19 protein-coding genes are annotated in these 23,669 nt (G+C 69.3%); 10 read left to right on the top strand and 9 right to left on the bottom strand.

Annotated elements, in window-relative coordinates; genetic code table 11:
• Positions 1-14 precede the first annotated feature (14 nt).
• Positions 15-566, bottom strand: a complete 552-nt coding sequence (locus DB354_RS17665; RefSeq protein ID WP_107836951.1) for a hypothetical protein — start codon at positions 564-566, stop codon at positions 15-17.
• 57 nt (positions 567-623) lie between these two features.
• Positions 624-1,013 carry a peptide chain release factor-like protein gene (locus DB354_RS17660; RefSeq protein ID WP_107836950.1) on the bottom strand — a complete coding sequence of 130 codons (390 nt, stop codon included), beginning with the start codon at positions 1,011-1,013 and terminating at the stop codon, positions 624-626.
• Between the two features lie 255 nt (positions 1,014-1,268).
• On the opposite strand from DB354_RS17660, the gene DB354_RS17655 reads away from it, so the two are divergent.
• The 7 genes from DB354_RS17655 (at position 1,269) to DB354_RS17625 (ending at position 10,755) form a co-directional block, all read left to right on the top strand.
• The gene (locus tag DB354_RS17655) at positions 1,269-2,240 is read left to right on the top strand and encodes a MoxR family ATPase (protein ID WP_107836949.1); all 972 of its coding nucleotides are present in this window, start codon (positions 1,269-1,271) and stop codon (positions 2,238-2,240) included.
• Between the two features lie 70 nt (positions 2,241-2,310).
• Entirely contained in the window at positions 2,311-3,210 is a 900-nt protein-coding gene (locus DB354_RS17650) for a DUF58 domain-containing protein (protein ID WP_107836948.1), read from the top strand.
• Between the two features lie 23 nt (positions 3,211-3,233).
• Positions 3,234-4,274, top strand: coding sequence for a VWA domain-containing protein (locus DB354_RS17645; protein WP_107836947.1), 1,041 nt, complete (start codon positions 3,234-3,236; stop codon positions 4,272-4,274).
• A gap of 89 nt (positions 4,275-4,363) precedes the next feature.
• Positions 4,364-6,280, top strand: a complete 1,917-nt coding sequence (locus tag DB354_RS17640; protein WP_107836946.1) for a VWA domain-containing protein — start codon at positions 4,364-4,366, stop codon at positions 6,278-6,280.
• A 5-nt stretch (positions 6,281-6,285) separates the two neighbouring features.
• Entirely contained in the window at positions 6,286-8,784 is a 2,499-nt protein-coding gene (locus tag DB354_RS17635; protein ID WP_158277595.1) for a BatD family protein, read from the top strand.
• Entirely contained in the window at positions 8,781-9,125 is a 345-nt protein-coding gene (locus tag DB354_RS17630) for a protein-tyrosine-phosphatase (protein WP_107837096.1), read from the top strand. The genes DB354_RS17635 and DB354_RS17630 overlap by 4 nt, the downstream gene beginning before the upstream one ends.
• Positions 9,126-9,567: 442 nt before the next feature.
• Positions 9,568-10,755: an ATP-binding protein gene (locus DB354_RS17625; RefSeq protein ID WP_158277594.1), complete on the top strand. Its 1,188-nt coding sequence runs from the start codon at positions 9,568-9,570 to the stop codon at positions 10,753-10,755.
• A gap of 176 nt (positions 10,756-10,931) precedes the next feature.
• On the opposite strand, the gene DB354_RS17620 is transcribed toward DB354_RS17625, so the two are convergent.
• From DB354_RS17620 to DB354_RS17610, 3 genes are all read right to left on the bottom strand, one after another.
• On the bottom strand, positions 10,932-11,486 hold the full coding sequence (locus DB354_RS17620; RefSeq protein WP_107836943.1) for an NUDIX hydrolase: 555 nt from the start codon (positions 11,484-11,486) through the stop codon (positions 10,932-10,934).
• A gap of 125 nt (positions 11,487-11,611) precedes the next feature.
• A complete protein-coding gene (locus DB354_RS17615) occupies positions 11,612-13,072 on the bottom strand; it encodes an alkaline phosphatase (RefSeq protein WP_107836942.1) in 1,461 nt (486 codons plus the stop codon).
• Positions 13,073-13,201: 129 nt separating this feature from the next.
• Positions 13,202-14,482, bottom strand: a complete 1,281-nt coding sequence (locus tag DB354_RS17610) for a DUF2264 domain-containing protein (RefSeq protein ID WP_233256679.1) — start codon at positions 14,480-14,482, stop codon at positions 13,202-13,204.
• A gap of 172 nt (positions 14,483-14,654) precedes the next feature.
• Here DB354_RS17610 and DB354_RS17605 point away from each other — a divergent pair, with 172 nt between their 5' ends.
• The 3 genes from DB354_RS17605 to DB354_RS17595 are packed head-to-tail and all read left to right on the top strand — an operon-like array spanning position 14,655 to position 19,298.
• Positions 14,655-16,100 (top strand): glycosyltransferase 87 family protein, encoded by a 1,446-nt coding sequence (locus tag DB354_RS17605; RefSeq protein ID WP_107836941.1) that lies wholly within the window; start codon positions 14,655-14,657, stop codon positions 16,098-16,100.
• Entirely contained in the window at positions 16,087-18,171 is a 2,085-nt protein-coding gene (locus DB354_RS17600) for a sulfatase-like hydrolase/transferase (protein ID WP_107836940.1), read from the top strand. Before DB354_RS17605 ends, DB354_RS17600 begins: the two co-directional genes overlap by 14 nt.
• Complete coding sequence (locus DB354_RS17595; RefSeq protein ID WP_107836939.1) at positions 18,168-19,298, top strand: glycosyltransferase family 4 protein; 1,131 nt, start codon at positions 18,168-18,170, stop codon at positions 19,296-19,298. The genes DB354_RS17600 and DB354_RS17595 overlap by 4 nt, the downstream gene beginning before the upstream one ends.
• Positions 19,299-19,318: 20 nt before the next feature.
• On the opposite strand, the gene DB354_RS22405 is transcribed toward DB354_RS17595, so the two are convergent.
• The 4 genes from DB354_RS22405 to DB354_RS17575 are packed head-to-tail and all read right to left on the bottom strand — an operon-like array spanning position 19,319 to position 23,669.
• Complete coding sequence (locus DB354_RS22405; RefSeq protein WP_158277593.1) at positions 19,319-20,470, bottom strand: ATP-binding cassette domain-containing protein; 1,152 nt, start codon at positions 20,468-20,470, stop codon at positions 19,319-19,321.
• Between the two features lie 26 nt (positions 20,471-20,496).
• Positions 20,497-21,633, bottom strand: a complete 1,137-nt coding sequence (locus tag DB354_RS17585) for an FtsX-like permease family protein (RefSeq protein ID WP_107836938.1) — start codon at positions 21,631-21,633, stop codon at positions 20,497-20,499.
• A gap of 2 nt (positions 21,634-21,635) precedes the next feature.
• Complete coding sequence (locus tag DB354_RS17580) at positions 21,636-22,763, bottom strand: FtsX-like permease family protein (RefSeq protein ID WP_107836937.1); 1,128 nt, start codon at positions 22,761-22,763, stop codon at positions 21,636-21,638.
• A 24-nt stretch (positions 22,764-22,787) separates the two neighbouring features.
• Positions 22,788-23,669, bottom strand: a complete 882-nt coding sequence (locus tag DB354_RS17575) for an efflux RND transporter periplasmic adaptor subunit (protein WP_107836936.1) — start codon at positions 23,667-23,669, stop codon at positions 22,788-22,790.

Below are 23,669 nucleotides of genomic sequence, written 5' to 3'. Positions count from 1 at the left end.
CGCGCGGCGCGGGTTCAGGGCCGGGACGCGGGCACCTCCGCCGCCTCCCGACTTTCAGCCTGCAGTGCCTCGCGCAGGCCGATCGCCCGGTAGCCGCGGACCAGATAGAACAAGTACAGGAAACGCAGGACGCTCGTGATGATCTGCGGGAAGTTGCTCGCGTTGCCGGCCAGCAGCGCAAGCGGCCAGTCGCAGACCACAACCAGCGCGGCAACCATCACCGCCCGCTTGCGGCCCAGACCCGTGAGGATGCCCAGCAGGACCAGCAATGCGCCGCAGGCCGCCGCCGCGAGCACGTGCCCCATCGCGCCGGCCATCCGAAAGTAAGAGCCGAAGACAACCTCCGGCAGGAGCAGGCCCGGCGTGAGCCCCGAGTTCTGCGTCACCCGAAGGATGGGCTCCGCCATCGTCGCGACACCGATGAACACCGCCAACCCCGCCGCACCCAGAATCTGGTGACGGCAGGCGTCCGCCCGTTGGCGCGCGGTCTTCGAGGTCTTGGGGTGGCGGGCGTGCACGATCGCTTCGATGGCACCGATGCTGCCGCAGGCACCCGCCTGCGACAAGGGCCGATTCCCAAGCCGGGTCCCAGACGCGCGCCGGCGCGAATGCGACCGGCCAACCTAGTCCAGGTTCGCGCGACGATTCGCCTTCACCTGCGAGCGGCGGCGCTTGCTCTCCACCATGCGCCGCTTCTGGCCCCGGCTCTTCTGGCGCGAGCGCCGGCGTTCCGTCTCGCGCGCGTCCTGCACCGCCCCCGCCGCCGCGCGGCGGCGCGCCTCCAGTTTTTCGGCCAGTTCCTGCCACGCCAGCTCACGATTGGCCGCCTGCGAACGCTCCCGCTGGCAGCGCACCTCCACGCCGGTCGGGCGGTGCCGCAGCCACACGGTCGAGCTCGTCTTGTTGATCTTCTGCCCTCCCGGCCCCGCCCCGCGCACGAAGCGCTCGTCCACGTCCGCCAAGTCGATGCCGGCGGCGGCGAGTTGGGCAAGGAGCTGAGGGGAGAGTGCCATGGGTACCCGGGAGTCCTGCGAGCGAAACTTATCCGACTCCCCCGAGTCAAACCGCGTTCCCTCCGCCCCCAGCCGCGCTGGGCCAACGATATGCCAAACGCCTCGCGCTCATCGTCTCCCGTCGCCTCTCCCGGCGCCGGAAGTCTCACGCGGCGTCCGGTCGAAGGACCTGCCCTGAGCTTGTCGAAGGGCCTGCCCTGAGCTTGTCGAAGGGCTTGCCCATCCTCTTCAACTTCCTTCCCTTAATCGCCACCCATGATCTCTGGTCCAGCTTGGTCCCAAAAGATACGCGCTGAAATTGCCAAGGCCGTGATCGGCCAGGATCCCGTGGTCGAGCGGCTCATGGTCGCGCTGCTGGCCAACGGCCACGTCCTGCTCGAGGGCATGCCCGGCCTCGCCAAGACGCTGCTGATCAAGTCCCTCGGCACCGCCCTCGGGGTCCAGTTCGAGCGCATCCAGTTCACCCCCGACCTGCTGCCGAGCGACGTCGTGGGCACCATGATCTTCCAGCCCAAGTCCGGCGAATTCACCGCCCACCGGGGCCCGATCTTCGCCAACCTGCTGCTGGCCGACGAAATCAACCGCGCCCCGGCCAAGGTCCAGAGCGCGCTGCTCGAGGCCATGCAGGAACGCCAGGTCACGATCGGCGGGCAGACCCAGCCGCTTCCGCAACCGTTCTTCGTCATGGCCACGCAGAACCCGGTGGAGCAGGAGGGCACCTACCCGCTGCCGGAAGCGCAGACCGATCGTTTTCTTTTCAAGCTGATCGTCGACTACCCGACCGCCGAGGAAGAGGCCTCGATGATGCAGCGCTGGGGCCAGGTTACCCAGCAACCGCAACTGAGCGCCGTCTCCAGCGGCGCCGAACTGCTCTCGCTGCGCGCCGACGTCGACCGCATCCACGTCGCCCCCGCCGTCCAGGGCTATATCCTGGCCCTGGTCCGCGGCACGCGCACCCTCGCCGAGAAGGAGGGCCAGGCGAAACGTTACCTCAACTTCGGCGCCTCGCCGCGCGCCTCCCTCGCGCTCTACCAGGCCGGCCGCGCCCTCGCCTGGCTGCGCGGGCAGGAATTCGTCTCTCCCGACCTCGTCCAGGAGCTCGCGCCCGACGTGCTGCGGCACCGCATTGGCCTCAGCTACGAGGCCGAGGCGGAGGACATCGCGACCGACCAGATCGTCGCCCAGGTGCTCGAACGCACCCCGGTCCCGGCGGGAGGCAAAGCCTGACGCGCTTCGCCCGCGACTCCCGCCTCCGCGCTCCGCGCGCCGTGCCGGCTTGAGTTGCCGGTTTTCTGCCATGCCCACCCCTCCTCGCGATCCCAAGCTTGAGAACCCGCTGGCGCTCCTGCGCCAGCTGGAGTGGCGCGTGCGGCATGCGGTCGAGAACGTGCTCAGCGGCGAGTACCGCTCGGCGTTCCGCGGCCGCGGCATGGAGTTCGATCAGGTCGTGAAGTACGAGTTCGGCGACGACGTTCGCGACATCGACTGGAACGTCACCGCACGGCTCGGCGAGCCGTACCGCAAGAAGTTCGTCGAGGAGCGCGAGGTGACCGTCCTGATCGTGTTCGAGGACTCGCCCTCCCTGCGTTTCGGTTCAGGCGCGCAATCGAAGCGCGAGGCCCTGCTGGAACTCGCGGGGCTCGTCATGCTCCTCGGCGCCGTCAACCGCGACCGCGTCGGCTTCGTCCATGCCACGCCCGGCGGCCACGTCTATCGCGAACCCGTCCGCGGCCGCGGCCAGATCCTGCACGCGGCGGCCACGCTGCTGGCGCGACCCGAGCCGCCCCTCACCGATGCGCCGCTCGAGCTGCCGTGGCGCTTCCTCGCGCGCGCCGCGCCGAAGCACAGCATTCTGATCTGGCTCGGCGACTTCCCGCCGCGGCCCAAGCCCGACGGCTGGCTCCTGCTGCAACGCCGTTATCAGACCATGGGGTTCCGCGTGGACGATCCCTGGGATCGCGGGCTGCCGCCCGGCCAGGCCTTCGCCGCCTACGATCCGACCGCCCGCCGGCTCGTCACACTCGAGGGCAGCGCCGCGGAGCGCGCCGCGCACGCCGCCTGGCGCGCGCAACGCGACGAACACTGGCACGCGCTGTTCCCCGACCCGCTCGGCCGGCTCGTCGTCGGCACCGACCAGAACCGCCTCGACGCGCTCGTGCGGTTCTTCCACGCGCGCATGGTCGCGGCCCGCCACTAAGCGCGCCCGACGCAAGCCACCCGATGACGCTCGTCTTTCACGATCCGCTTTGGCTCCTCGCCCTGCTCGCCCTGCCGCTGCTGGCATGGCTGCGCGGCCGCCGCCACCTGCCGGTGCTGCTGGTGCCGTTCGCCGCCGCGTGGCACCGGAAATCCCTCACCGCGCCGGCGCGCTGGCCCATGGCGCTGGGCTTCACCGGGCTCGTCCTGCTGATCGGCGCGCTCGCCCGGCCGCAGCGCGTCGAGGACAAGCGCGAAACGCGCTCCGAAGGCTACGACATCATGCTCTGCGTCGACGTCTCCGGCTCGATGCTGTGGGAGGAAGGCCCGCGACCCGGCGAGTATCCCAATCGGCTGCAGGTGATTAAGCCCATCATCCAGGGCTTCATTGACCGCCGGCCGCATGACCGCATCGGCCTCGTGCTCTTTGGCCGGCGCGCCTACACCGTCGCCCCGCTCACGTTCGACCACGAGTGGATCTCCCGCCAGCTCGCCCGTGTGAAGGTCGGCATGGTCGACGCCGAGGGCACCGTCATCGGCGACGGCCTCGGCACCACGCTCAACCGCATGGAACAGGAGCAGCGCATCTCCGGCGGCCACCGCATGGGCGCGTTCATCGTGCTGCTCACCGACGGCGCCGAGAGCACCGATCCCGAGACGGGAACGCCCTTGAGCACGTTGCCGCCGCGCGAGGCGGCCCGGATCGCGGCCAGCAAGAACATCCCGATCTACACGATCGCAGTCGGTCGCGACGGATACGTCTGGGTGCCAGTCGATATCCGCGGCACCACGCGCTACACGCAGCGCTTCTCCCGCGAGGTCGATCCGACACTGCTCAAGCAGATCGCGGAAGACACCGGCGGGCACTTCTTCCGCGCGGAGGACAAGGACACGGTCGAGAAGGCGTTCGCCGCGATCGATCGCGCCAAGAAGATCGAGTTTCAGTCCAAGAGCTACCTCGTCACCACCGAACTCTTCTGGTGGCTGGCCATTCCCGGCCTCGCGGCCCTGCTCGCCGCCGCCCTCGCGACGTGGCCCGGCTGGCGCCGGGAGGCGCTGGCGTAACCCGCGTAACCGTTTTTCAAGGACACCGTGCCCTGCTCCTTCTCCATCACCGCAACGCCGCCCCGGTCCGCCCCGCGCCCCGTGTCGCCATGAGTTTTGCCTGGCCTCAGTTGCTTTGGCTCCTGCTGCTCCCGGTCGCGATGCTCGCCTGGGAGCTCGGCCGTCGTCGCCGGCTCACGGCTGCGGCGCTGCACCCGAAAATCCTGCGCGCGGAGGTCGGCACGCACGCGCTGGATCTGGTCTCCGATCCCGGCGTAGCCAGCCGGCAGCGGTTGCGGCCCTGGCTCCTGCTCGGCCTCGCGTTCGCCATCGTCGCGATCGCCCGCCCGCAATGGGGCCGCATCGAGGAGCCCATGCTCGACCAGTCGCGCGAGATCATCCTGGCGCTCGACCTGTCGCGCTCGATGCTCGCGCCCGACGTGAAGCCGTCCCGCCTCGAGCGCAGCAAGCTGCTCATTCAGGCCCTCCTCGAGAAACTCAAGGGCGAGCGCGTCGGGCTGGTGGTCTTCTCCGGCACCGCCTTCCTGCAAAGCCCGCTGAGCGCCGACTACGAGATCCTGCGGGAGTTTCTGCCCGCGCTGAAACCCGAGTTTCTCCCCGAGGGCGGCACCAACTACACGGCGCTCATCGACACGACCCTGGACGCCTTCGGCGGCAGCGGCGCCGCGGACCGATTCCTGATCATTCTAAGCGATGGCGAGGCCCTGGACTCCGCGTGGCAGGCGCGCGTCGAGACGCTCAAGAAGAAGGGTGTGCGCGTCATCGGCCTCGGGGTGGGTACGCCCGGCGGCTCGATGATCCCCGACGGCTCCGGCGGCTTCGTGAAGGATGATCGTGGGGCGGTCGTCCTCTCCCGGCTCGAGAGCGACACGCTCCAGCAACTCGCGCAGGCGACCGGCGGCCAGTACCGCGACGCGAGCGCGTGGGTCGACCTGGCCAATCTCGTGGAGGAGACCGTGAACGCCGGCCGCAAGGGCGCGTTCACCGAGATGAAGACCGTGCGGCTCGTCGACCGCTTCCAGTGGCCCCTCGCCTTCGCGCTGTGGTGCTTCCTCGTGAGCTTCTACTACGAGTTTCCTGTCCGCCCCCGGCCGCGCGAGATCAGCCTGCGCGGCACGCCGCCCGACGGCGACGCCGCCCGCAAGCGTGCTGCGCCCGGCCCGGCCGCCGGCGCCGCGCTCCTGCTGCTCGGACTCGGGCTGGCCCTCGGCACCGCATCGCGTGTGACCGCCCAGGTGAAAATTGCGCCGCCGCCCCCGCCTGCGTCGCCGGCCGGCAAAGGTTCCGCCGAGCCGCCCGCCCTCGCGAAAATCGTGGGCCGACTCGCCACGGCCGACCGCCAGAGTGCGCGGGATTGGGCCGACATGGCCGGCGCGACGGTTTCCTGGGGCACCCAGCTTCAATCCAGCCAGGGCCAGGTTCCCGCCGGGCCGGTCAATGACGCGCTGCGGGCCGTCGAACTCGGTCGCGCGCTCGACCCGAAGGTCACGGACTGGGACAAGCTCCGCGAGCAACTCGAGGCGCTGCTCCAGCGCCCGGACCAGAAGCCGCCGCCGGAGCAGCAGAAGCAACAACAGCAAAAGCAGCAGCAACAGAACCAGGATCAGTCGAAGCAGAATCCTTCCCAGCAGGACCAGCCGCCCAAGCAGGACCCCCAGCAGCAAAACCAGGAGCAAAAGCAGCCACCGGAGCAGAAGCCCGACGAACAAAAGAACGACAGCTCCCCCTCGCCGCAGAATTCCAAGCCCGACACGCCGCCCAAGGATCAGCCGCCCGCTTTCGGCGACATGAAGCAGCCACCTCCTCCTCCGCCGCCGTCCAAGGACACCCAGAAAGTCGGCGGCGCACCGGAGAAGCGGCCCACGCCCGAGCAGCAGGATCCGAACATGGCCGTGCCCCTGGAGAAACTCGAACAGCTCAAGAATCAGGACTCCCCCGCCGAGCTCTTCCAACTGATGCAGGCGCCTGAGCGCCGCGATCAGAAGAAGCCCAAGAAAGACTGGTAATGCCCATGCGTCTCGTTCGTTTCGCCTTCGTCTTCCTCACCCTGGCCGCCGCCACCCTCCTCCGCGCGCAGAGCGTGCGCTGGGAAAACGGCGACGGCAGCGCGGTGTTGCTCGTGTTCGAGGACTGCGAGCCGGACGGCGACCCCGTCCTGCCCGCCATCCCCAATGCGACGCTCACGCTCAACGACCGCTCCACGACCGTGAACATGGTGAACATGAGCGTCACCCGCTCGGTGATCCTCGGCTACCTGGTCCAGGCCCGCCGCGCCGGCCCGCTGCAGATTCCCGCCTTCACGGTGAAGACCAACAAGGGCGCGCTCCGCGTCGCCGCGTTCAATGGCGCCGCCCCGACGGTCAGCGCCGACTCCGTCGCGACCTCGAAACTGATTCCCGAGCGCACCACCGTCTGGGCCGGCGAGGTCTTCGGGCTGACGTACCGGCTCACCGCCGCCAGTCGCAACAACCCGCAGTTTGGCCGCTTCACCTTCGACTGGAACGCCGCGCCCCTCGTGGCCGAGGCCTGGTCCAATCCCACCGGCGCCGAAACCGTCATCGACGGCCAGCGCCACATCGTCGCCACCACGAGCACGCGCGCGTACGCGAAGTCGACCCCGTCCGTAACCCTCGACGCCGTGCACCAGGTCGTGCAGGTGCAGACCGGCGCCGTCGGTTTTGGCCTCTTCTCCCAAGCCCGTATGGAGCCGGTCTCCATCACGTCCGACCAGCCCGTCCTCGAGGTTCGCCCCCTGCCCGCGGCGCCGCCCGGCTTCACTGGCGCGGTCGGCCAATTCAAGCTCACGTCGAAGGTGGTCCCCGCCGACGCGAGCGTCGGCGAACCCGTCACCTGGACGCTCGAGCTCACCGGCACCGGCAACTGGCCCGAGATCAACGCGCTCCCCTCCCGCGAGGTGGCCAAGGACTTCGAGGTCGTCCAGCCGAAGGCCAAGCGCACCACCGCCGAGGGCAAGCTCTTCGAAGCCACGCTCACCGAGGACGTCGTCCTCGTGCCGACCAAGGCCGGCCGCTACACGCTGGGCCCGGTGACGTTTGCCTACTTCGACCCGAAAGCCGGCCGCTACGAGACGATCCAGACCGAGCGCACCACGATCACGATCAAGCCGCCCATGACCGTATCCATGGTTGGCGCTACCGTCGGCAGCCCGAACGCCACGGCCGGCGTAAGCGCCGCGCCCGCTGCTCCGGCCCCACGCGCCCCGGGCCTGCCCGGGAGCATTCCGCGCGACGCGCTCGCCGGCCGCGGCGACGCCCCGCGCCCGCTCGCCCTCCGCCCGCTCCTCGCCTGGCTGATTGCCCCGTTCGGCGGCGTGCTGCTGCTGTGGCTGGCCCTTGCCTGGCGGCGCGCGCTGCGCACGGATCCGATTCGCCCGCGCCGTGAGGCCCATGCCCGCCTGACGGGCCTGCTCACGCAGATGCAGGCGTCGGCCGGCACGCCCGCGCCGGAACAGCTGCGCGCATGGCAGCGCGACTCCGCGACGCTCTGGGGCGTGGCGCACGCCGCGCCTGCCACCTGGGTGCTCGCCGCCGCCACGAACGACGCCCGGGGTGGGTCCAATTCGCCAACCGATGGTGCCGCGTGGGCGACACTCTGGCGCGAGGCGGATCGCGCGCTCTACGGCCCGCGGCCGGAACTTCCGGCTGACTGGGTAGCCCGCGCCGAGGCGGCCCTGGAGGCGAAACGCATCCCGAGCTTCCAGCCGCACCGCCTGTTCCTGCCGCGGAACCTGCTGCCCTTCGCGGCCGCGCTGGCCGTCGCCGCGCTGCTCCCGTTGACGGCCTTCGCCGTTCCGGCGCTGGCGCCCGAGGCCAGCTACCGCGCCGGCAACTTTGCCGCCGCCGAGGAGGGCTGGCGCGCCGCCCTGGCGCAGAACTCCACCGACTGGATCGCGCACCACAACCTCTCGCTGGCCCTCACGCAGCAGGACAAGGCCGGCCCCGCCGCCGCCCATGCGGTCGCCGCGCTGGTCCAGCATCCCAACGATCCCGCGGTGCGGTGGAATTTTGCCTACACTGCAGGCAAGGCCGGCTTCGCGCCCGACCCGCTGATGCCGCTGCTCAAGGACGGCCCCACGCACGCCATCGCCACCCTCGCCGGCCCCGCCGGCTGGCAGCGCTGGCTCATCGTCGCCGCCGGCATCGACGCGCTCGCGCTCGGCCTCATGCTCGTCAACGCGTACGGACCACGACGCCGGGCGCTGTTCTGGACCGCCAGCGGCGCCGGCGCGGCAGCTATCGTCCTCGCGCTCGTCGCCCTCTTCGGCCTCCGCGTCTACGGCGAGACCGCCCACGCCGACGCGGTCATCACCTGGGAGACCACCACCCTGCGTTCCATTCCAACCGAAGCCGACACCACCCAGAAAACTTCCGCGCTTCCCGCCGGCAGCGTCGCCCGCGTGGATCGCGAGTTCGTCGGTTGGAAGCGCCTGGTATTCTCCAACGGCCAGACCGGCTGGGTCCGCCAGGAGGAACTCGTCCCGCTGTGGTGAGTGCGCCCCGGCTGCGCGTCCTTTTCATCTGCGCGCTGAACCGTCGGCGCAGCGCGACGGCCGAACAGCTTTACCGCCAGGATGCGCGACTCGAGGTCCGCTCCGCCGGCCTGCGCGAAGGCTCCCGCCGCCGACTCACCGCGGCGGACCTGGACTGGGCCGACGCCGTCATGGTGATGGAGCGCGAACACCTCCGCCGACTCCGCGAGCAGTTTCCCGACGCCGCGCTCCCGCCCGTCGCGGTCCTCGATATTCCCGACCACTACGAGTTCATGCAACCAGAGCTCCAGGAGCTGCTCCGCGCGACCATCGAGCCCGAGCTGGCTGCCCTGCTCGGGTGATCGATACCGCGAGCCGGTTCACGCTGGAAACGAGGACGAGGAGGATCGATCGATTCATGGGGAGAGTCTTCGAACAGATACACGCCGCTCCGCGCCGAGTCCTGCGGCTCGCGGCCAGGATTTTGCAGAAGCACGGTCTTTGAACCCGCCGACTTCAAGGCCGCCGTCGTCCCAGATCGCAGGCCCGCGATGCCCCGAAGGGCACCCACACAGGACAAGAGGGCACCGATGGCTGCAATTATTAACTGCTTAACAGCAATGACTAACAGGATAATGTCCAGAAACTCGGAATAATGTCCGGATACTCGCCGCGATAATGTCCAGATACTCGTGACTGCGGCGGCAGCGGCACTGGCCTCGCCCGTCAGGCGGCCTAATACCCCCGTCCTACCGAAGCGCCGGCCGATCATGGCACGTCGCGTGCGGAGTATCCGGAATGCAGATGCTGGCACCTGAAACCTGGGAAATGGCCGAGTCGGTTCCACCCCTCCCCTCGTCTCTCGAGCGTTTTCACAGCATCGTTCAGAACGCAGTCGAAGGCATTTTCCAGTCCACCCCCGAAGGCCGCTATCTCCTCGTCAATCCCGCCTTGGCAAAGATGTACGGCTACACCTCCACCGCCGAGTTGCTGCAATGCGTGCGCGACATCTCGGTGCACGTCTACGTCGATCCTGCGGCGCGCCGTGAATACCAGCGCCTCATGGCGGAGCGAAGCGAGGTGCACGGTCTGGAATACGAAGTCCGCCGCAAAGACGGCTCCGTCATCTGGGTGTCCGAACACGCCCGCGCCGTCCGCAACGCCCAAGGCGACGTTCTGTACTACGAAGGCTTCATCCAGGACATCACCCGGCGCAAACACGCCGAAGCCGCGCTGCACGAGGCCAAGAACGCCGCCGAGGCCGCGAACGCGGCGAAATCCCAGTTCCTCGCCGTCGTCAGCCACGAACTGCGCACGCCGATGAACGGCGTGATCGGCATGGCTTCACTCCTGGAAAACACCCCGCTCAGTGCCGAGCAACGCGACTACCTCCGGACGATCTGCGACTGCGGAGACGCGCTGCTGCGTGTGATCGATGACATTCTCGACATGGCGAAGGCCGAAGCGGGCCGGATCGAGCTCGAGGAGATCGAGTTTCCGCTCGTGCCCTGCGTCCACGGGGTCCTGGCAGTGCTCCGTCCCATCGCAGAACGCAAAGGTCTCCTCCTGGTCAGCGAGATCGGCGCTGAGGTTCCGGTCGTGGTGCGCGGCGATGCCGTTCGACTCCGGCAGATCCTGATGAACCTTCTGGGCAACGCCGTGAAATTCACGTCCGCCGGCCACGTCCGGTTTCACGTCAGCGCCACGGCCTGCACTGACCGCGAAGCCCGGCTGCACTTCGCCATCCACGACACGGGAGTGGGCATCGCGGAGGCTGCGCTTCCCCGGTTGTTCCAACCCTTCTCGCAGGCGGATTCGTCGACCACGCGCCGGTTCGGCGGCACCGGACTAGGTCTGGCCATCACCAAGCGCTTCGTCGAACTGATGCGCGGACGCATCACGGTGGAGAGCGAGCCCGGCGGCGGCTCGGTCTTCCGCTTCGACGTGATCGTCGGGACAAGCGGCCGCGGCCTCCCAACCGGGTGGCCGTAACTAGCCAGATTTGGCTAGTTATCTCAATGGATGCCCCGGGGCGGCGCGCCACGATACGGCTCTGATACGCGACCGGCGTACCCCGAATTGATCCCCGCTTCCCGCCACGCCGCCCCCCCGCGGCTCCGTCGGCCGGCAACCTGCAACTTTCTAACCTGCCACGTTCAACCGGCCGTTTAAGCGGCCGCGAGCGTCTTCCGGACCATCCGCGCCATGGATTCCTCCGGGTTGAGCGACGTCACCGACGCGACATCCACCCAGGCGAGGTCCTTGGACTCGTTCGAAATCACCAGCGGCTCCGCCGGGTCGGCCTCGATCATGAACCGCAGGTCGTGGTGATAGTGGCCGGGCTCGGTCTTGCGCGGCGGGATCCAGTGCCGGTCCACATCGAAAACCGCCGGGCTCACGACGCGCAGCCGGGTGAGGCCGCTCTCCTCGCGCGCCTCGCGCAGCGCCACCGCGAGGAGGTCGCCGTCACCGTCCGCGTGACCGCCCAACTGGAGCCACTTGTCCAGCTTGTGGTGATGCGTGAGGAGCGTCCGCTTCCGGTCCGGGCTCACGATCCATGCCGACCCCGTGAGATGCCCCGGCACGCAGGTCCGCCACAGACAATCGGGATGCGCCTCGGCAAACCGGATTACCTCCGCGGTCATCGCCGCCTCGTGGGCATCAAGTGGCTGCGCCGCGTGGGCACGAAGCAGTTGGAGCACGGGAGCGAGATCGGGGGGCATGGGAGAGCGGAGAATTCCGATCGGCGCGGCCAAAACAAGCCCAAGCTTCGCGGGCCGAAGCCGGCGGCGGCTTGGGCATTACACAATCTCGGCTAATGTCGCGCAGCCCTGCGCCCGGCTTCAGCTCATGCCGCCGCCTCGCGCGCGACCTTCAGCCCCAGCGCCCGCGTCATCACGCCGAACAGCGCGTTGTTCTGCACGAGGCCCTGGATGCTTTCGCTGCCGGGACCGAAGGCCGCGAGTTCCACGTAGTCCGTCGTATGCGCGATGCCCGCCCAACCCACGGCGGTGTAGTTCGCGAGGATCTGCCCGAGCGCGATCAGCGGCGCGTTGCGCACGCGATAGCCTTCGCGGTGCTCCTTGCGGAGCGCCCGGCGCAACAGCTCCACCTCGTCGTCCTCGAGCGCGAGCGCGGTGGCGGCGTGCACGCGGTCGCGCACCTGCGCCGCGGTGCTCTTCGGCCCGAGTTCCTCGAGTGCCCACACGTTGGTCTGCCGAAACTGCGCGATCCGATCGAAGCAAACCATCGTGTCGCCGTAGCTGCCCCGGCGGCTGTCGAAGCTGCCTCCCACGCCGAGCAGCCCAGGGTTGGAGTTGCCGTGGTCGCTCGTGAGGATGACCAGCGTGTCATCGCGACCCGCGGCAAACTCGAGCGCCACGCCGATCGCGTCGTCGAAGGCCAGCATGTCGTGGATGATGCCGCCGACATCGTTCGCGTGCGCGGCGTGGTCGACGCGCGCGCCCTCGATCTGCACGACGAACCCCTCCGGGTGCTGCGCGAGCCGCCCGAGCGCGAGCCGCGCCATCTCCGCCAGCGTGGGTACACTGCCCGCCAGGGCCGGATCCGCGCGGCGGTCGAGTTCGTACGGCAGGTGCCCGTCCGCAAAGATGCCGAGCAGACGCGGCGCGCCGGCCGCCTGCCGCAACCCCGCGGCGTCCCGCACCACGGCGTAGCCCGCCCGGGCGAAGTCGCCGAAGAGGTCGCGTTTGTCGCTCCGCGCCCCGGCCGCGAAGAACTTCGCGCCGCCGCCGAGGTACACATCGAGCCCGACGCCCAGGTATTGGGTGGCGATCTCGAGTTCATCGACGCGCGCCGCGGCTTGCGCGGTGAAGCCCGCCGGCGTCGCGTGCGTCACCGTCGCCGTCGTCACGACGCCCGTCGCCTTCCCGGCGTCCCGCGCCAGCGGCAGGATCGGCCGATGCGACTGCCCGTCGGGGCTCATGTTGATCGCGCCATTCTTCACCTTGTGGCCGCAGCCCCAGGCCGAGGACGCCGCCGCGGAATCGGTCACCAGTGAACTCGCCGAGCTCGTGTCCATCAGCGCGCGGCGCAGGTCGGGCCGGTCGTACACGCTCAACCAGTGCATGCCGCGCCCCTCCTGCCGGCGCCGATAGCGCTCGGCGAGGGTGAGCGTGCCGAGGCTCATGCCATCGGCGACGAGGAAGATGAGGTTGCGGGCCCGACCCGGTTCCCGGCGGGGAGCGGCCGGTGCCACCGCGGGGGTGGCGCGCAGGGAGACCGGGAGAAGCAACGCGCTGCCAGTGAGGCCGGCGCGCAGAAAGTCGCGGCGAGAAAACGGGGACATTCGTGCCGGAGTGTGCCGGGGCGATCCCCCGAGGAAACGGTAAATTGCCGCGTCACCAGAATTTCACCCGCCGGCGCGTCGGCCGCCGTTGCTGCGCCCGCGCCCCACGCCGTCCGGGCCGCCGCGGCGTTACTTCGGACTCTTCAGCGCCTTGTCCACGCCCAGGTTCTCACCGGACCACGCACGCTCCCAGGTCGTCGGCACGGCGGGGTCGCTCCAGAACGGGTCCGCCGGTGGCAGACCGAGCGGCAGGAAGGCGGCGCTGCACAGGTAGAGGCTGCCCGTCGAGATGTACGTTTCGCCCAGTCCAGGCTGATGCCCGGCGAGCCCGATCTGGAGCCAGCCGGCCGCGTCGTACGTCCCCGGTGCCTCCAGCGTGCGGCGGATCACGCGGCCGAGCGCCACGCGCGCCTGCGCGGGCTTCATCTCGGGCGGCAACATCCGCCGCCACGCCGCCAGCGCGAGCCCTTGGAAAGCCCCGCACCGGTACGCAATCGAACGCCCCAACACCGGATAGGAGCCGTCCGACGCGATCAGCCGCTCCTGGATCGCCGCCCACCGCGTGAGCCGTTCGCGCGCCTTGCCGCGCAGCCCGGCCCACGATTCGGCCTCGTCGCCCACGACGTCGAGCGCCTCGACGAACATCGGCTGGATGACAAAGGAGTTGTAGTAGTCCCAGTGAAACTCCGGGCCATCGCCGTAGACGCCATCGCCGACATACCAGTCGCGATGCCGCGTGAGCCCCTCGAAGAGCCGCACGTCGTCCCGCGGCTCACCCACCCGGTGAAGGAAGACTTCGACCATGGTGGCGAAGAGCTTCCAGTTGCTCTCGCCCGGCCGGATCACCCGCGTGGCGCGCAGCGCGATCACCACGTTGCGGCGCACGCGTTCATCGAGCCGGCCCCACAAGGCCTGCGGCGCGCGTAACAGTGCCTGCGCGAGGAATGCGGCGTCGACGAGGGGCTGCCCGCCGCGCGCGAAATTCATGTAGTCGGGCGATGCCGGGTCGGTGGCTGCGTCGATGCCGGCGCGCGCCAGGGCGCCGAGCCGCTCGCGCACCCTTCCTTCCGGCGTCGCCGCCGCCCCGAGTTCCAGCCAGGGAGCGAGTCCCATCAACAGCCGGCCCAGCGCCTCGAGGTGCGAGTACTCGGGCCGGTCTTTCGCCTTGGGATGCGCCTCCACTGGCATCACCGCCTTCAGCCGTCGCGCCGCGAGCGCCGGGAGCATCGGCTCGGCCAGCCGGATCGCCAGTCGGCACCACGCCGCGCGCTCCTCCTCCGACGTGGCCGCCGCGCCCGGCGTCGATCCCGCCGCATGCCCGGCCAAGCCGGGCTCAGACGCGCGGGCACTCACCATCGCCAGCAGGCTGGCCGTGCCGGCCAGCTTCACAAAGTCGCGTCGGGTATTCACTCCCACGAGTCTGCCCGAAGCTCGGGCCGGAGCGCAGCCTCTTTTCCGCCGGACCGGCACGGTTGGATTGCCGCCGTCCCCCGGGAGCCGGGGATTGCCTTGCCCGCGCCGCGTCCCCTTGATCGTACGACCGGCGCAGCCCCACCCTGCCCCGCTTCCGCTTCCTTCCGTCATGGTGTCTTCGCCTGCTTCGCGTCCCTGGTGGCGCAGTCCCGGTCCGCTCCTGCTCCTGTTGCTGCACGCCGGGCTCTTCCTCGGCGCCTACCAACTACGGTTCGATCGCACGGCGTGGCAGCGGCTGGAACAACAGCTTCCGGCCCAGCCGACGGTCGCGCAGTGGTATCACGCGCTGGTCGACACCCACGGCTTCGCCGGGCTCGCGGTCTGGTTTTTCGACACCCACGGCGAGGTCAGGCTCTACCACCGGTATGCGTCCGTGGCGGTCCATGGCGTCGACCCCAAGCTGCCGGCCGATGCTCCGGGCCAGGGCACGTTTCGCATCTACCGCGAGGTCCGGCCCGAGTACCAGCCGGGCGCCATCCTGGTGATGGCGGTGCCGGCGCTCATCGCCCGCAGTGAGAACGACTATACCACCGCTTACACCGCTTGGGCGGGCGGTCTCTACCTCGCGACCGCGCTGCTGGGCATGGGGGTGCTGGCCGGCAGCGAGCGCATCTCCCCCGCCCTCGCCACGCGCACCCTGATCTGGTCGCTCCTGTTCGTCCTCGCCTTCGGCAGCATCGCCGCATCGCGCTTCGATGTCGTCGTGCCGCTGACGATCGTCACGGCGCTGGCGCTCCTGCAGCGCGGACTGCGCGGGGGCGCCGCCGGATGGCTGGTGGCCAGCGGCGCCGTGGTGGCGCTCGGGGTGATGACCAAGATCGTGCCCGGGCTGCTTCTCGCCGCCGCACTGCTGTGGCTCGTCACGGTGGGCGGCCGCCAGCACTGGCGCGCGGCGGTCCTACTGGCGTTCGGCTGCGGGGCGACGTTGGTCATCCTCCACCTGGGCTTCCAAGCCTGGTTCGGCGACGGCTACCTGGCGAGCTACACCTACCACGTGCAGCGGGCACTGCAGATCGAGAGCACGTACGCCGGCGTGTTGATGGCGCTGCCGGCTGCGGGCGAGCCGCTCGCCCATGCGCTGCGGTTCGGGGCCATCGAACTGCAGCATCCGGCCGCCGCCGCGTGCGCCCGGCTGGCGCCCTTCATCTTCCTCGCCGCCGCCGCGCTGCTCGCCCTCGCGTACGCCTGGCGCAATCGCCGGCGCGATGCCACCGATCGTGACCTCAGCATCCTGCTGCTCACGATCGTGCTTCTGCTGGTATTCATGCTCACCAACAAGGTGTTCTCGCCGCAGTACCTGCTCTGGGTGACTCCGCTCGCGGCGGTGGCCGCCGGGGCGCGCCCCCGGCTTGGTTTTGTCGCCGCCGCGTTGCTCATCCCGACGATCTGCACGCAGGTGCTCTTCCCCTACCTCTACGACTTCCTGACCTCATTTCATCCCGCGATGGTGGCGCTGCTGAACGCGCGCAACCTCCTGCTCCTCGTCATCGCCGGCTGGTGGTTCTGGCACCTGCCACCGGCCCGGGAAGGGAAGCCCTCCCATGCCGAGCGCTGATCTGCCGAAGGCGGCCGAGCCCAACCGCGCCGCGGCCAGACCGTCACGTCCCACCGGAGCCTGGAATTTCCTGCGGCCGCTCGGACATCCGCTGCTGCTCTCCGTCCTCATCCTGCTCGCGGTGCGCGCGGTCGCGGTGACGTGGCATTACTTCGGCAACGGGCTCGACGGTCGGCCCCAAGTTTCATCGCCGATCAGCCTGTATGGCACCGCGCTCTCCTACCAACTCGCGGTGCCGCTCACGCTGGGGCTTGGGCTCCTGCTGCTCTGGCGGCTGTGTTCGCGGCTCCGCATCGCGCTCGTGGTCCTGACCGCGGTCGTCGCGGGGCTGCTGATGCTGATGGACCAGGTCGACTTCTCCCTGGTGCGGTTCGTGGCCCGCCGCTTCTCGCCAAGCGTCCTGACCGCGTACGGCGTGCCCGCGCTGGCGTCACCGACCACAGCGCTGTCGCTCTGGCATGATGCGGGGCACACCCTGTATTCGCTCGGCCTCTTGGGCACCGGCTGGAGCCTGCTGGCGCTGGTGACCTGGCGCGCCCGGCACGCCCGCACGGCGCCGCCCTGGAGTTGGGCCTGGTACGGCGCCGGCATCGTCATTGCCGGCAGCCTGTATGTGGCGCCGATGGGGCGGGCCGCACCCCGCCGCACCCTCATGCAGCCGGTCGAGATCACCTTCCTGCGGGATCTCGGTCCGGGCGAACACGAGGCCACTCCCATCCACCTCGCCGAGGCGGCCGAGCGGGTGCGCCATCGCCTCCTGTCGCCCGCGGTTGGCGATTTTGTGTCGGACGCCCATCCGCTCCTGCACCGCCCCGGGCCGGTGCCGGCGGGCGCGGGCACCGATCTCCCGGACATCATCGTCATCGCCGTCGAATCGCTCCACGGCCGCCACCTCGGCTTCATCCGACACCAGGAGCCCTCACCGACGCCAAACCTGGACGCGCTGGCGCGTGAGAGCGTGGTCTTCCCCCAGTTCATCGCGAACGGGTACCCGAGCGCCCCGGGCTTCTTTTCCCTCCACACGGGCACGCTGCCGCACCGCAGCCGGGAGGTCTGCGCCGAGTTCACCGGCGTCAGCTTCGATTCGCTTCCCGCGCGGCTCCGGATGCGGGGTTACCACACGACGGCGATCTGGGGCTGCGACGCGGGCTTCGGCAACGAGGAGGCCTGGGCGCGGCGCTGGTACGACGACGTGGATGTGTTGCTGCCCGCGAACCGCCTGGGTCTCGCCCCGATTCGCGGGGATGCGGAGACGTTTCGCGTACTCCGGGAGCACATGGCGGACGGCGACCGGCTCCGGCCGGGCACGCCGCAGTTTTATTTTGTGGCCAACGCGGGCACCCACGGTCCGTTCACCACGGCCGGCGCGTATTTCTCGGATCCGGCGGACCAGCAGGAGGCCGCACCCTACGCGGGTCAGCACCAGGGAGACCGCGCGGAGAACTTCGACGCGATGCTCGGGCTGCTTGACCGGCAGATTGGACGACTGCGGGCGTTCTTCGCGACGCGCCCGCGGGCCAACCGGACGGTGATCCTGATCTGCGGCGACCACAGCGTGTCGATTGCCGAACCGGTCGCGGACGACATCGCGGCGTTTCCGCTGGATAGCACGGTGTGGACGGCAGCGCTCCTCTATGGCCCGGGCGATCTGGTGGGCCCGCCCCGGGTGGAGGCCTTTCCGGCGAGCCAGGTGGACGTGATGCCGACCCTGTTGGGCCTCGTGGGCGACACCGCGCCCACGGCGGCAATGGGCGTGAGCCTGCTGGCTCCGATTCCGGCGCACGAACGGATCGCCGTGGCGATTCGCGAGACCGGTTTCCGGCTCGATCGCACCGGCTGGTCGCTGTTCGTCGATGCCACGGATCCAACGAACACCTTCATTCACCGCTCGTTCTCCGACCTGCCCCGCACGCGGGCGTCGGAAGGGAGCGGACCCTTTCTGCCCGGCGACGCGCAGGCGTTGTATGCCGCAGTCCATGCCTGGTCGTGGCTGATCGAGCAGGACCGGGTATGGCCGCGTGACGGACAAAGCCATGCGACCAGCGCCGAGCTGCAAGGAGGCACGCGATGAGGATTGCCCTGGCGTGCGACTGGTACCTGCCGCGACTGGGTGGGATCGAACGGCAGCTCAGCGGGCTCGCATCCCGGCTGGCGGCGGCCGGCCACGAGGTGACAGTGTTCAGTCCGACCCGCGGCGCCTGCACGGCGGATCCGGCGGTGCGGGTGGTGGCGCTGGACGCCTGGCGCATGCCCGTCATCGGCCTGACCTTGTCCTCGTTCACGGCGCACGACCTGGACGCGCACCTGCGGGCCGGCCGGTTCGACGTCGTGCATGTGCACGGGAGCATCGCGTCGCCGTTCGGCTGGGGGACGACCTACATGGCGGCGCGCGCCGGGTTGCCGCTGGTGTACACGGTGCACTCCGTGTGGGGCAACTGGCGCCGCTGGTATGCGCTGCTCGATTTCCTGTGGGGCTGGAGCAGGTACCCGATGCTGTTCTCGGCCGTCAGTGAGCGGGCGGTCGCGGACATCCAGCCGCTGCTGCCGGGCGTGGAGATCGCGCGCATTCCGAACGGCATCGATCCGGAGGAATGGCGCGTGCCGCACCGGCCCGCGACGGACGCAATTCACATCGTCACCGTCACGCGGCTGGCGCTGCGCAAGCGCGGCGAGGCGACGCTCCGGGCTTTCGCGGCGGCGCGCGCGCGGACTCCGGCCACGACGAAGTTGGTGCTACATATTGCCGGCGACGGTTCCCAGCGGCGCAACCTGGAGCGGCTCGCGACGACCCTCGGCGTGGGCGACGCCGTCCGGTTCCATGGCGCCGTCACGAGCGCGACGGTGCGGCAGCTGCTGGCCCAGTCGCACGTGTTCGTGCTGCCGACGGAGCTGGAATCCTTCGGGCTGGCCGCGCTGGAGGCGCGGGCCGTCGGGCTGCCGGTGGTGGCGATGCGCACCAGCGGCGTGACGGAATTTGTACGCCACGGGGTCGAAGGTCTGCTGGCCGCAGATGATGCGGACCTGGCGGCTCATCTCCACCGACTGAGCACCGACGCCGCGTTGCGAGCCACGATCACGCGACACAACCGGACGACGCCGATCACGCACACGTGGGCCCGGGCGCTGGAGGCGAACCTGGCGGCGTACGCCCGCGCGCGGGCGCTCTGCCCGCCGCGGCCTGTTGCCCGGGCCGTTTGAGGACAGGCCGCGGCGCGCGCTCAGCGGCCGAAGTTGGCCTTGCGCAACTGCTCCTCGAAGGAACCGAGGTTGCGGCGCACGTCGAGAAACTCGCTCTTGGAGAGCGTGAGCAGCTCGACCGGCTCGGTGGACGCCACCGTGGCGGCGCGCGGCTCGTCGCGCAGCAGCGCGAGTTCGCCGAAGAAGGCGCCGGCGCCGAGGTGCACGAGCGACTCGCTGCGATCACCGATCTGCTTGCTCACCTCCACGCGCCCGCGGCGCACGATGTAGAACTTATCGCCGGGGTCGCCCTGCCGGATGATCGTTTTGCCCGCGGGATGAGTCTCGCGCTTCATCTTGCCCGCGATCTCCGCGAGCAGGTTCGGCGAGGCGCCCTCGAACACGGAGCAGCGCTGGAGGAATTTGCAGATGGCGATATTCTCGGCGACCTCGACGTTCGAAACGATGTAGCCGTCGACCATGTTCACGATCCGGTCCGCGACATCGAGGATGCGGTTGTCGTGGGTCACGATCATGATGGCCGAGCGCTGCTCCTTGGCCATTTTCTGCAGGAGCGTGACGACCTGGCGGCCGGTGTCCTTGTCGAGCGCCGCGGTGGGCTCGTCGGCGAGCACCAGTTTCGGCTGGTTCACGAGGGCGCGGCCGATCGCGACGCGCTGCCGCTGGCCACCCGAGAGGTTGGCGGGCCGGTAGTGCATGCGCTCGGCGAGCCCGAGCTGCGCCAGCATGTTCACCGGCAGCTGGTGGCGCTGTTCCGGCGTGTACTCGTGGAGTTCGGTCGTGAGGCGGACGTTCTGGTAGGCGGTGAGCGAGTCGAAGAGATTGTGCGCCTGGAAAATGAAACCGATGTCGCGGCGAACGCGGACCTGTTCCGCGGTGCTGAGCCCGTGGAGCTCGCGGCCGAGCACATGCAGGCTGCCCTTCTGGACGGAGCGCAAGGCGCCGATGAGCGTCAGGAGCGTGGTTTTGCCCGAGCCGGAGGGGCCGGTCATGATGACGATCTCGCCGGGATAGATGGTCAGGTCGTTGTCGAAGAGCACCTGCTTGGCGCCCTCGCCCTCGCCGTAGGTGTGGCACAGGCCGGACGCCTGGACGACAGGCTCCTCGGCCGCATGGTCCACCAAGAACGGCGCGGCGGTGGCGTTCGGAGCGGAGGAGTCGGGCGGATTCATGACGAAAGGATGACGAGAGACGGGTTTCAGAACACCTCGGCGGGATCGGCGCGCAGGACCTTCTGGACGGCGAGCAGGCCGGAGCCGATGCACATGAAGACGGTGAGAGCGAAGACGAGCAGCGAGCGCGGCCAGCTGAGGAACATGAGAATGCCCGTGGAGTGCTCGATGACGGTGTAGAGCAGGCCGCCGCCCAGCAGGCCCGGGAGGAAGCCAAAGAGCGAAAGCAGGAGCGCCTGCTGCAGGACCAGGGCGACGAGGTAGGTGCGGGAGAAGCCGACTGCCTTCACCGTCGCGTACTGGGGCATATTGTCGCTGATCTCGTTAAACAGGATCTGGTAGCAGATGATCATCCCGATCAGGAACCCGATCGCGAGGCCGATGGCGAAGACCCCGCCCGCCGGGGTGGCGTCGGCGGTGAACTCCACCTCGCGCACGCGCAGCTCCTCGGGCGTCATGACGAGGACTTCCTCGCCGACGAGCTTCAGGAGCTTCTGCTTCAACGCCGGAATATCCGTGCCCGGCCGAACCTTGAGGAGCGCCATCGTCACCAAGTCTGCCTCCTCCTTGGAATTGATCCAGGAATGCTCGGCCATCAGGACCCAGCCGTCGGTGCGGATGCTCGGTCCCATCGACACCATGCCGACGACATTCTGGACGCCGTCGGGGACCTGCAGCTGCGTCCCGGGCCCGATCGGGCCGAAGAGGTCGCGGGCGCGGCGGTCGAACAGCACGTTGCCGCGGATCGCCAGCTGGGCGGCGTAGGTGTCGAGCTCCGGCAACTTCAGCGGGTGCGTGCCGGCGGGAAACGCGAGGACGGAGGCGGCCTGCACGAGGCCGGTCTGCGGATTCACGATCAGCTCGGTGCCCTCGTAAAGCGGGGTCGCGGATACCACCTCCGGGAGCCCCAGCGCCTGCTGCATCCGAATCCGGTTCAGCTGGTTCATCTCGAGCAGGCTGTACCGGCCGCGCTCGATGAGGGCCACGTCGCCATCGAGGTAGGTGGCCAGCCGCGCCTGGCTGTCATTGATGCCGTTATAGAACCCGACCTCCATGAACATGATCACCACGGAGAACGCGATGCCCAGGAGAGAGAGGACGAAGCGGCCCTTGCGGTGGACCAGCAGGTACCAGGCGACGGGAATGCGGTGGCGCAGCTGCATGGTCAGAAGAGGTCGGCCGGATCGGCCCGCTTCACCTTTTGCAGGGCGAGCACGCTGGAGATCGAGGTCATGGCCACCGACAGCCCGAGCACGAACAACCCGAGCTGCCAGGTCATGTACATCGGGATGTGACTCGCCCACTCGACCAGGCGGAAGGTCACCAGGCTGAACAGGAACGCGGGCACGTAGCTGAGCGCCGCGAAGATGACGGCCTGCTGGATGCCGACGCCATACACGTACCACACGGAGAAGCCGACGGCCTTCAGCGTCGCGAGCTCACGGAGGCGGTTGGAGATCTCGCTCGCGAGAACCTGATAGAGAATCACGCCGCCGACGCAGAACGCCACGAAGGCGCCGGTGCGGAACATGATCCCGATCGGCTTCACGTTGACGTAGTAGTCGCGCTCACGGGTCACGAGCTCCTGCTTGGTGAACACGAGGACGTCGCGCGGGAGCGCCTCGACCAGGGCCCGCCGCACGACCAGCGGGTCCGCGCCGGGCGTCACCTGCACGAGGCCGTACGTCGTGTCGCGGCTGGAGCCGCGCCAGATGGATTGGCCCGTGTCGAGGCTCACGAGCGCGGCGCCCTCCGCCTGGAAACCGACGCCCATGTCGAACAGCGAACCGATCGTCACCGGCCAGCGCTGGAGGGAGGCGGCCTTGCCGAGGCGCTTGGAGCCGTAGTCCGGGTGCGAGTTACGGCCGAGCGACACCACGTCGCGGGTGGCCAGCGGCAGGAGCGCGGCGCGCTCGCTGGGCGCGACAAACGCGGGGTTGAGATCGTAGGCCATCAGCATGCAGCCGATGCCGCGGTTGTCGTTCTCCGGGTCGCGCCAGCGGGCGCGCCGGTAGTTGAGGGTGGCAACATCGGCGACGCCGGGCACGACGCGGGCCTGGAGCAGCCGCGCGCTGTCGAAGGCGTTCGCGGACTCGAGCGACTCGAACCGCGCGGAGGTGATGATCAGGTCGAACTGGAAGTAGTTGTAGACGACGGTCGAGCTCGTCTTCGCCGTCTGGAGGAAGCCGAGCTGCATGAACACGAGCAGCACGGCGAAAGTAATCCCGGCGAGGGCCGCGAGGGAACGCTTCCGGTTCTGCAGCGTGTTGTGCCAGGCGAGGCAGATCCTCATGGGCGGGAACGGACGGCTCGGGTCCTATTCGTCGATCGAGACGTTGACCTCGAGGTTCAGCAGCCGGCTGGCGACCTCGGTCTCATCGAGCTTGATGAGGACCTCGGCGACCTTGGCGCGGCCGGAAATGACGCGGCCGATGGAAATCACCTTGCCCTTGATCGGGGCGGGAAGGGAGGTGCTGGTGATCGTGGCGGGCTGGCCGAGCTTGAGCTTCGGCAGGTCACCGGCGAACACCTCGGCGCTGACCTGCATCTCGGTGAGATTGGCCAGGCAGACCGCGACCCCGCTCGGCACGGTGCCGGGCACGACGCCGAGCTTCACGACGGTCAGGGCGGCCGGAGCGCACAAGGTGGAGCGGTCGAGCTTGTCGCGCGCGATCGCGAGCTGGTTGCGGGCGCGCTCGATCTTCATGTCCCGGTCGATCTTGGCGCGGGCGTACTCCTTCTGGGCGGCCAGGTAGCTCAACTCGGCGTTGCGCATCTGGTGCGCCCGTTCGGCGACCTGCTGGGGCGAGCTCTTTTCGCCGCCGAGCTGGACGAAGCGCTCATACCGCGCGCGGGCGTACTCGTAATCGCGGCGGCCGACCTCGAGGCGCAGCTCCTGGGCTTCCAGGGCCATCTGCCCGAGCTCCTCGGCCTCGCGCAACGCGAGCTGCGCCATCGCGACCTCGTTCGTGGCGGTATCGTGGCTCCGGAACGTCACGAGGAGCGCGCCGGCGGCGACCTGTTCACCCTCCTTGACGTGGACCGTGGCCACCGCGTCACCGGTGCCGGGGAGGTTCAGGATGTCGCCGGCCGGCATGATCCGGCCGAGCGCACCGATCTTCGCCTCGAGCGCACTGGTCAGCGAAAGCAGGACGAGCAGCGAGCCGGCGAACCGGCGGGTCAGCGAGAGGACATTCAT

It is taken from the genome of Opitutus sp. ER46, from assembly GCF_003054705.1.
Taxonomy (GTDB): Bacteria; Verrucomicrobiota; Verrucomicrobiia; order Opitutales; family Opitutaceae; genus ER46.
The sequence above is the reverse complement of the archived record's forward strand: the minus strand, read 5'-3'. Positions and strand labels throughout refer to the sequence as shown.

What these genes read in the sequence shown, in the direction of transcription:
- DB354_RS17655 (WP_107836949.1), top strand. Translation starts at nt 1,269, where the DNA reads ATGATCTCTGGTCCAGCTTGGTCCCAAAAGATACGCGCTGAAATTGCC.
- DB354_RS17585 (WP_107836938.1), bottom strand. Translation starts at nt 21,633, where the DNA reads ATGCAGCTGCGCCACCGCATTCCCGTCGCCTGGTACCTGCTGGTCCAC.
- DB354_RS17615 (WP_107836942.1), bottom strand. Translation starts at nt 13,072, where the DNA reads ATGTCCCCGTTTTCTCGCCGCGACTTTCTGCGCGCCGGCCTCACTGGC.
- DB354_RS17635 (WP_158277595.1), top strand. Translation starts at nt 6,286, where the DNA reads ATGCGTCTCGTTCGTTTCGCCTTCGTCTTCCTCACCCTGGCCGCCGCC.
- DB354_RS17605 (WP_107836941.1), top strand. Translation starts at nt 14,655, where the DNA reads ATGGTGTCTTCGCCTGCTTCGCGTCCCTGGTGGCGCAGTCCCGGTCCG.
- DB354_RS17600 (WP_107836940.1), top strand. Translation starts at nt 16,087, where the DNA reads ATGCCGAGCGCTGATCTGCCGAAGGCGGCCGAGCCCAACCGCGCCGCG.
- DB354_RS17640 (WP_107836946.1), top strand. Translation starts at nt 4,364, where the DNA reads ATGAGTTTTGCCTGGCCTCAGTTGCTTTGGCTCCTGCTGCTCCCGGTC.
- DB354_RS17650 (WP_107836948.1), top strand. Translation starts at nt 2,311, where the DNA reads ATGCCCACCCCTCCTCGCGATCCCAAGCTTGAGAACCCGCTGGCGCTC.
- DB354_RS17575 (WP_107836936.1), bottom strand. Translation starts at nt 23,669, where the DNA reads ATGAATGTCCTCTCGCTGACCCGCCGGTTCGCCGGCTCGCTGCTCGTC.
- DB354_RS17625 (WP_158277594.1), top strand. Translation starts at nt 9,568, where the DNA reads ATGCTGGCACCTGAAACCTGGGAAATGGCCGAGTCGGTTCCACCCCTC.
- DB354_RS17620 (WP_107836943.1), bottom strand. Translation starts at nt 11,486, where the DNA reads ATGCCCCCCGATCTCGCTCCCGTGCTCCAACTGCTTCGTGCCCACGCG.
- DB354_RS17660 (WP_107836950.1), bottom strand. Translation starts at nt 1,013, where the DNA reads ATGGCACTCTCCCCTCAGCTCCTTGCCCAACTCGCCGCCGCCGGCATC.
- DB354_RS17580 (WP_107836937.1), bottom strand. Translation starts at nt 22,763, where the DNA reads ATGAGGATCTGCCTCGCCTGGCACAACACGCTGCAGAACCGGAAGCGT.
- DB354_RS17645 (WP_107836947.1), top strand. Translation starts at nt 3,234, where the DNA reads ATGACGCTCGTCTTTCACGATCCGCTTTGGCTCCTCGCCCTGCTCGCC.
- DB354_RS17595 (WP_107836939.1), top strand. Translation starts at nt 18,168, where the DNA reads ATGAGGATTGCCCTGGCGTGCGACTGGTACCTGCCGCGACTGGGTGGG.
- DB354_RS22405 (WP_158277593.1), bottom strand. Translation starts at nt 20,470, where the DNA reads ATGAATCCGCCCGACTCCTCCGCTCCGAACGCCACCGCCGCGCCGTTC.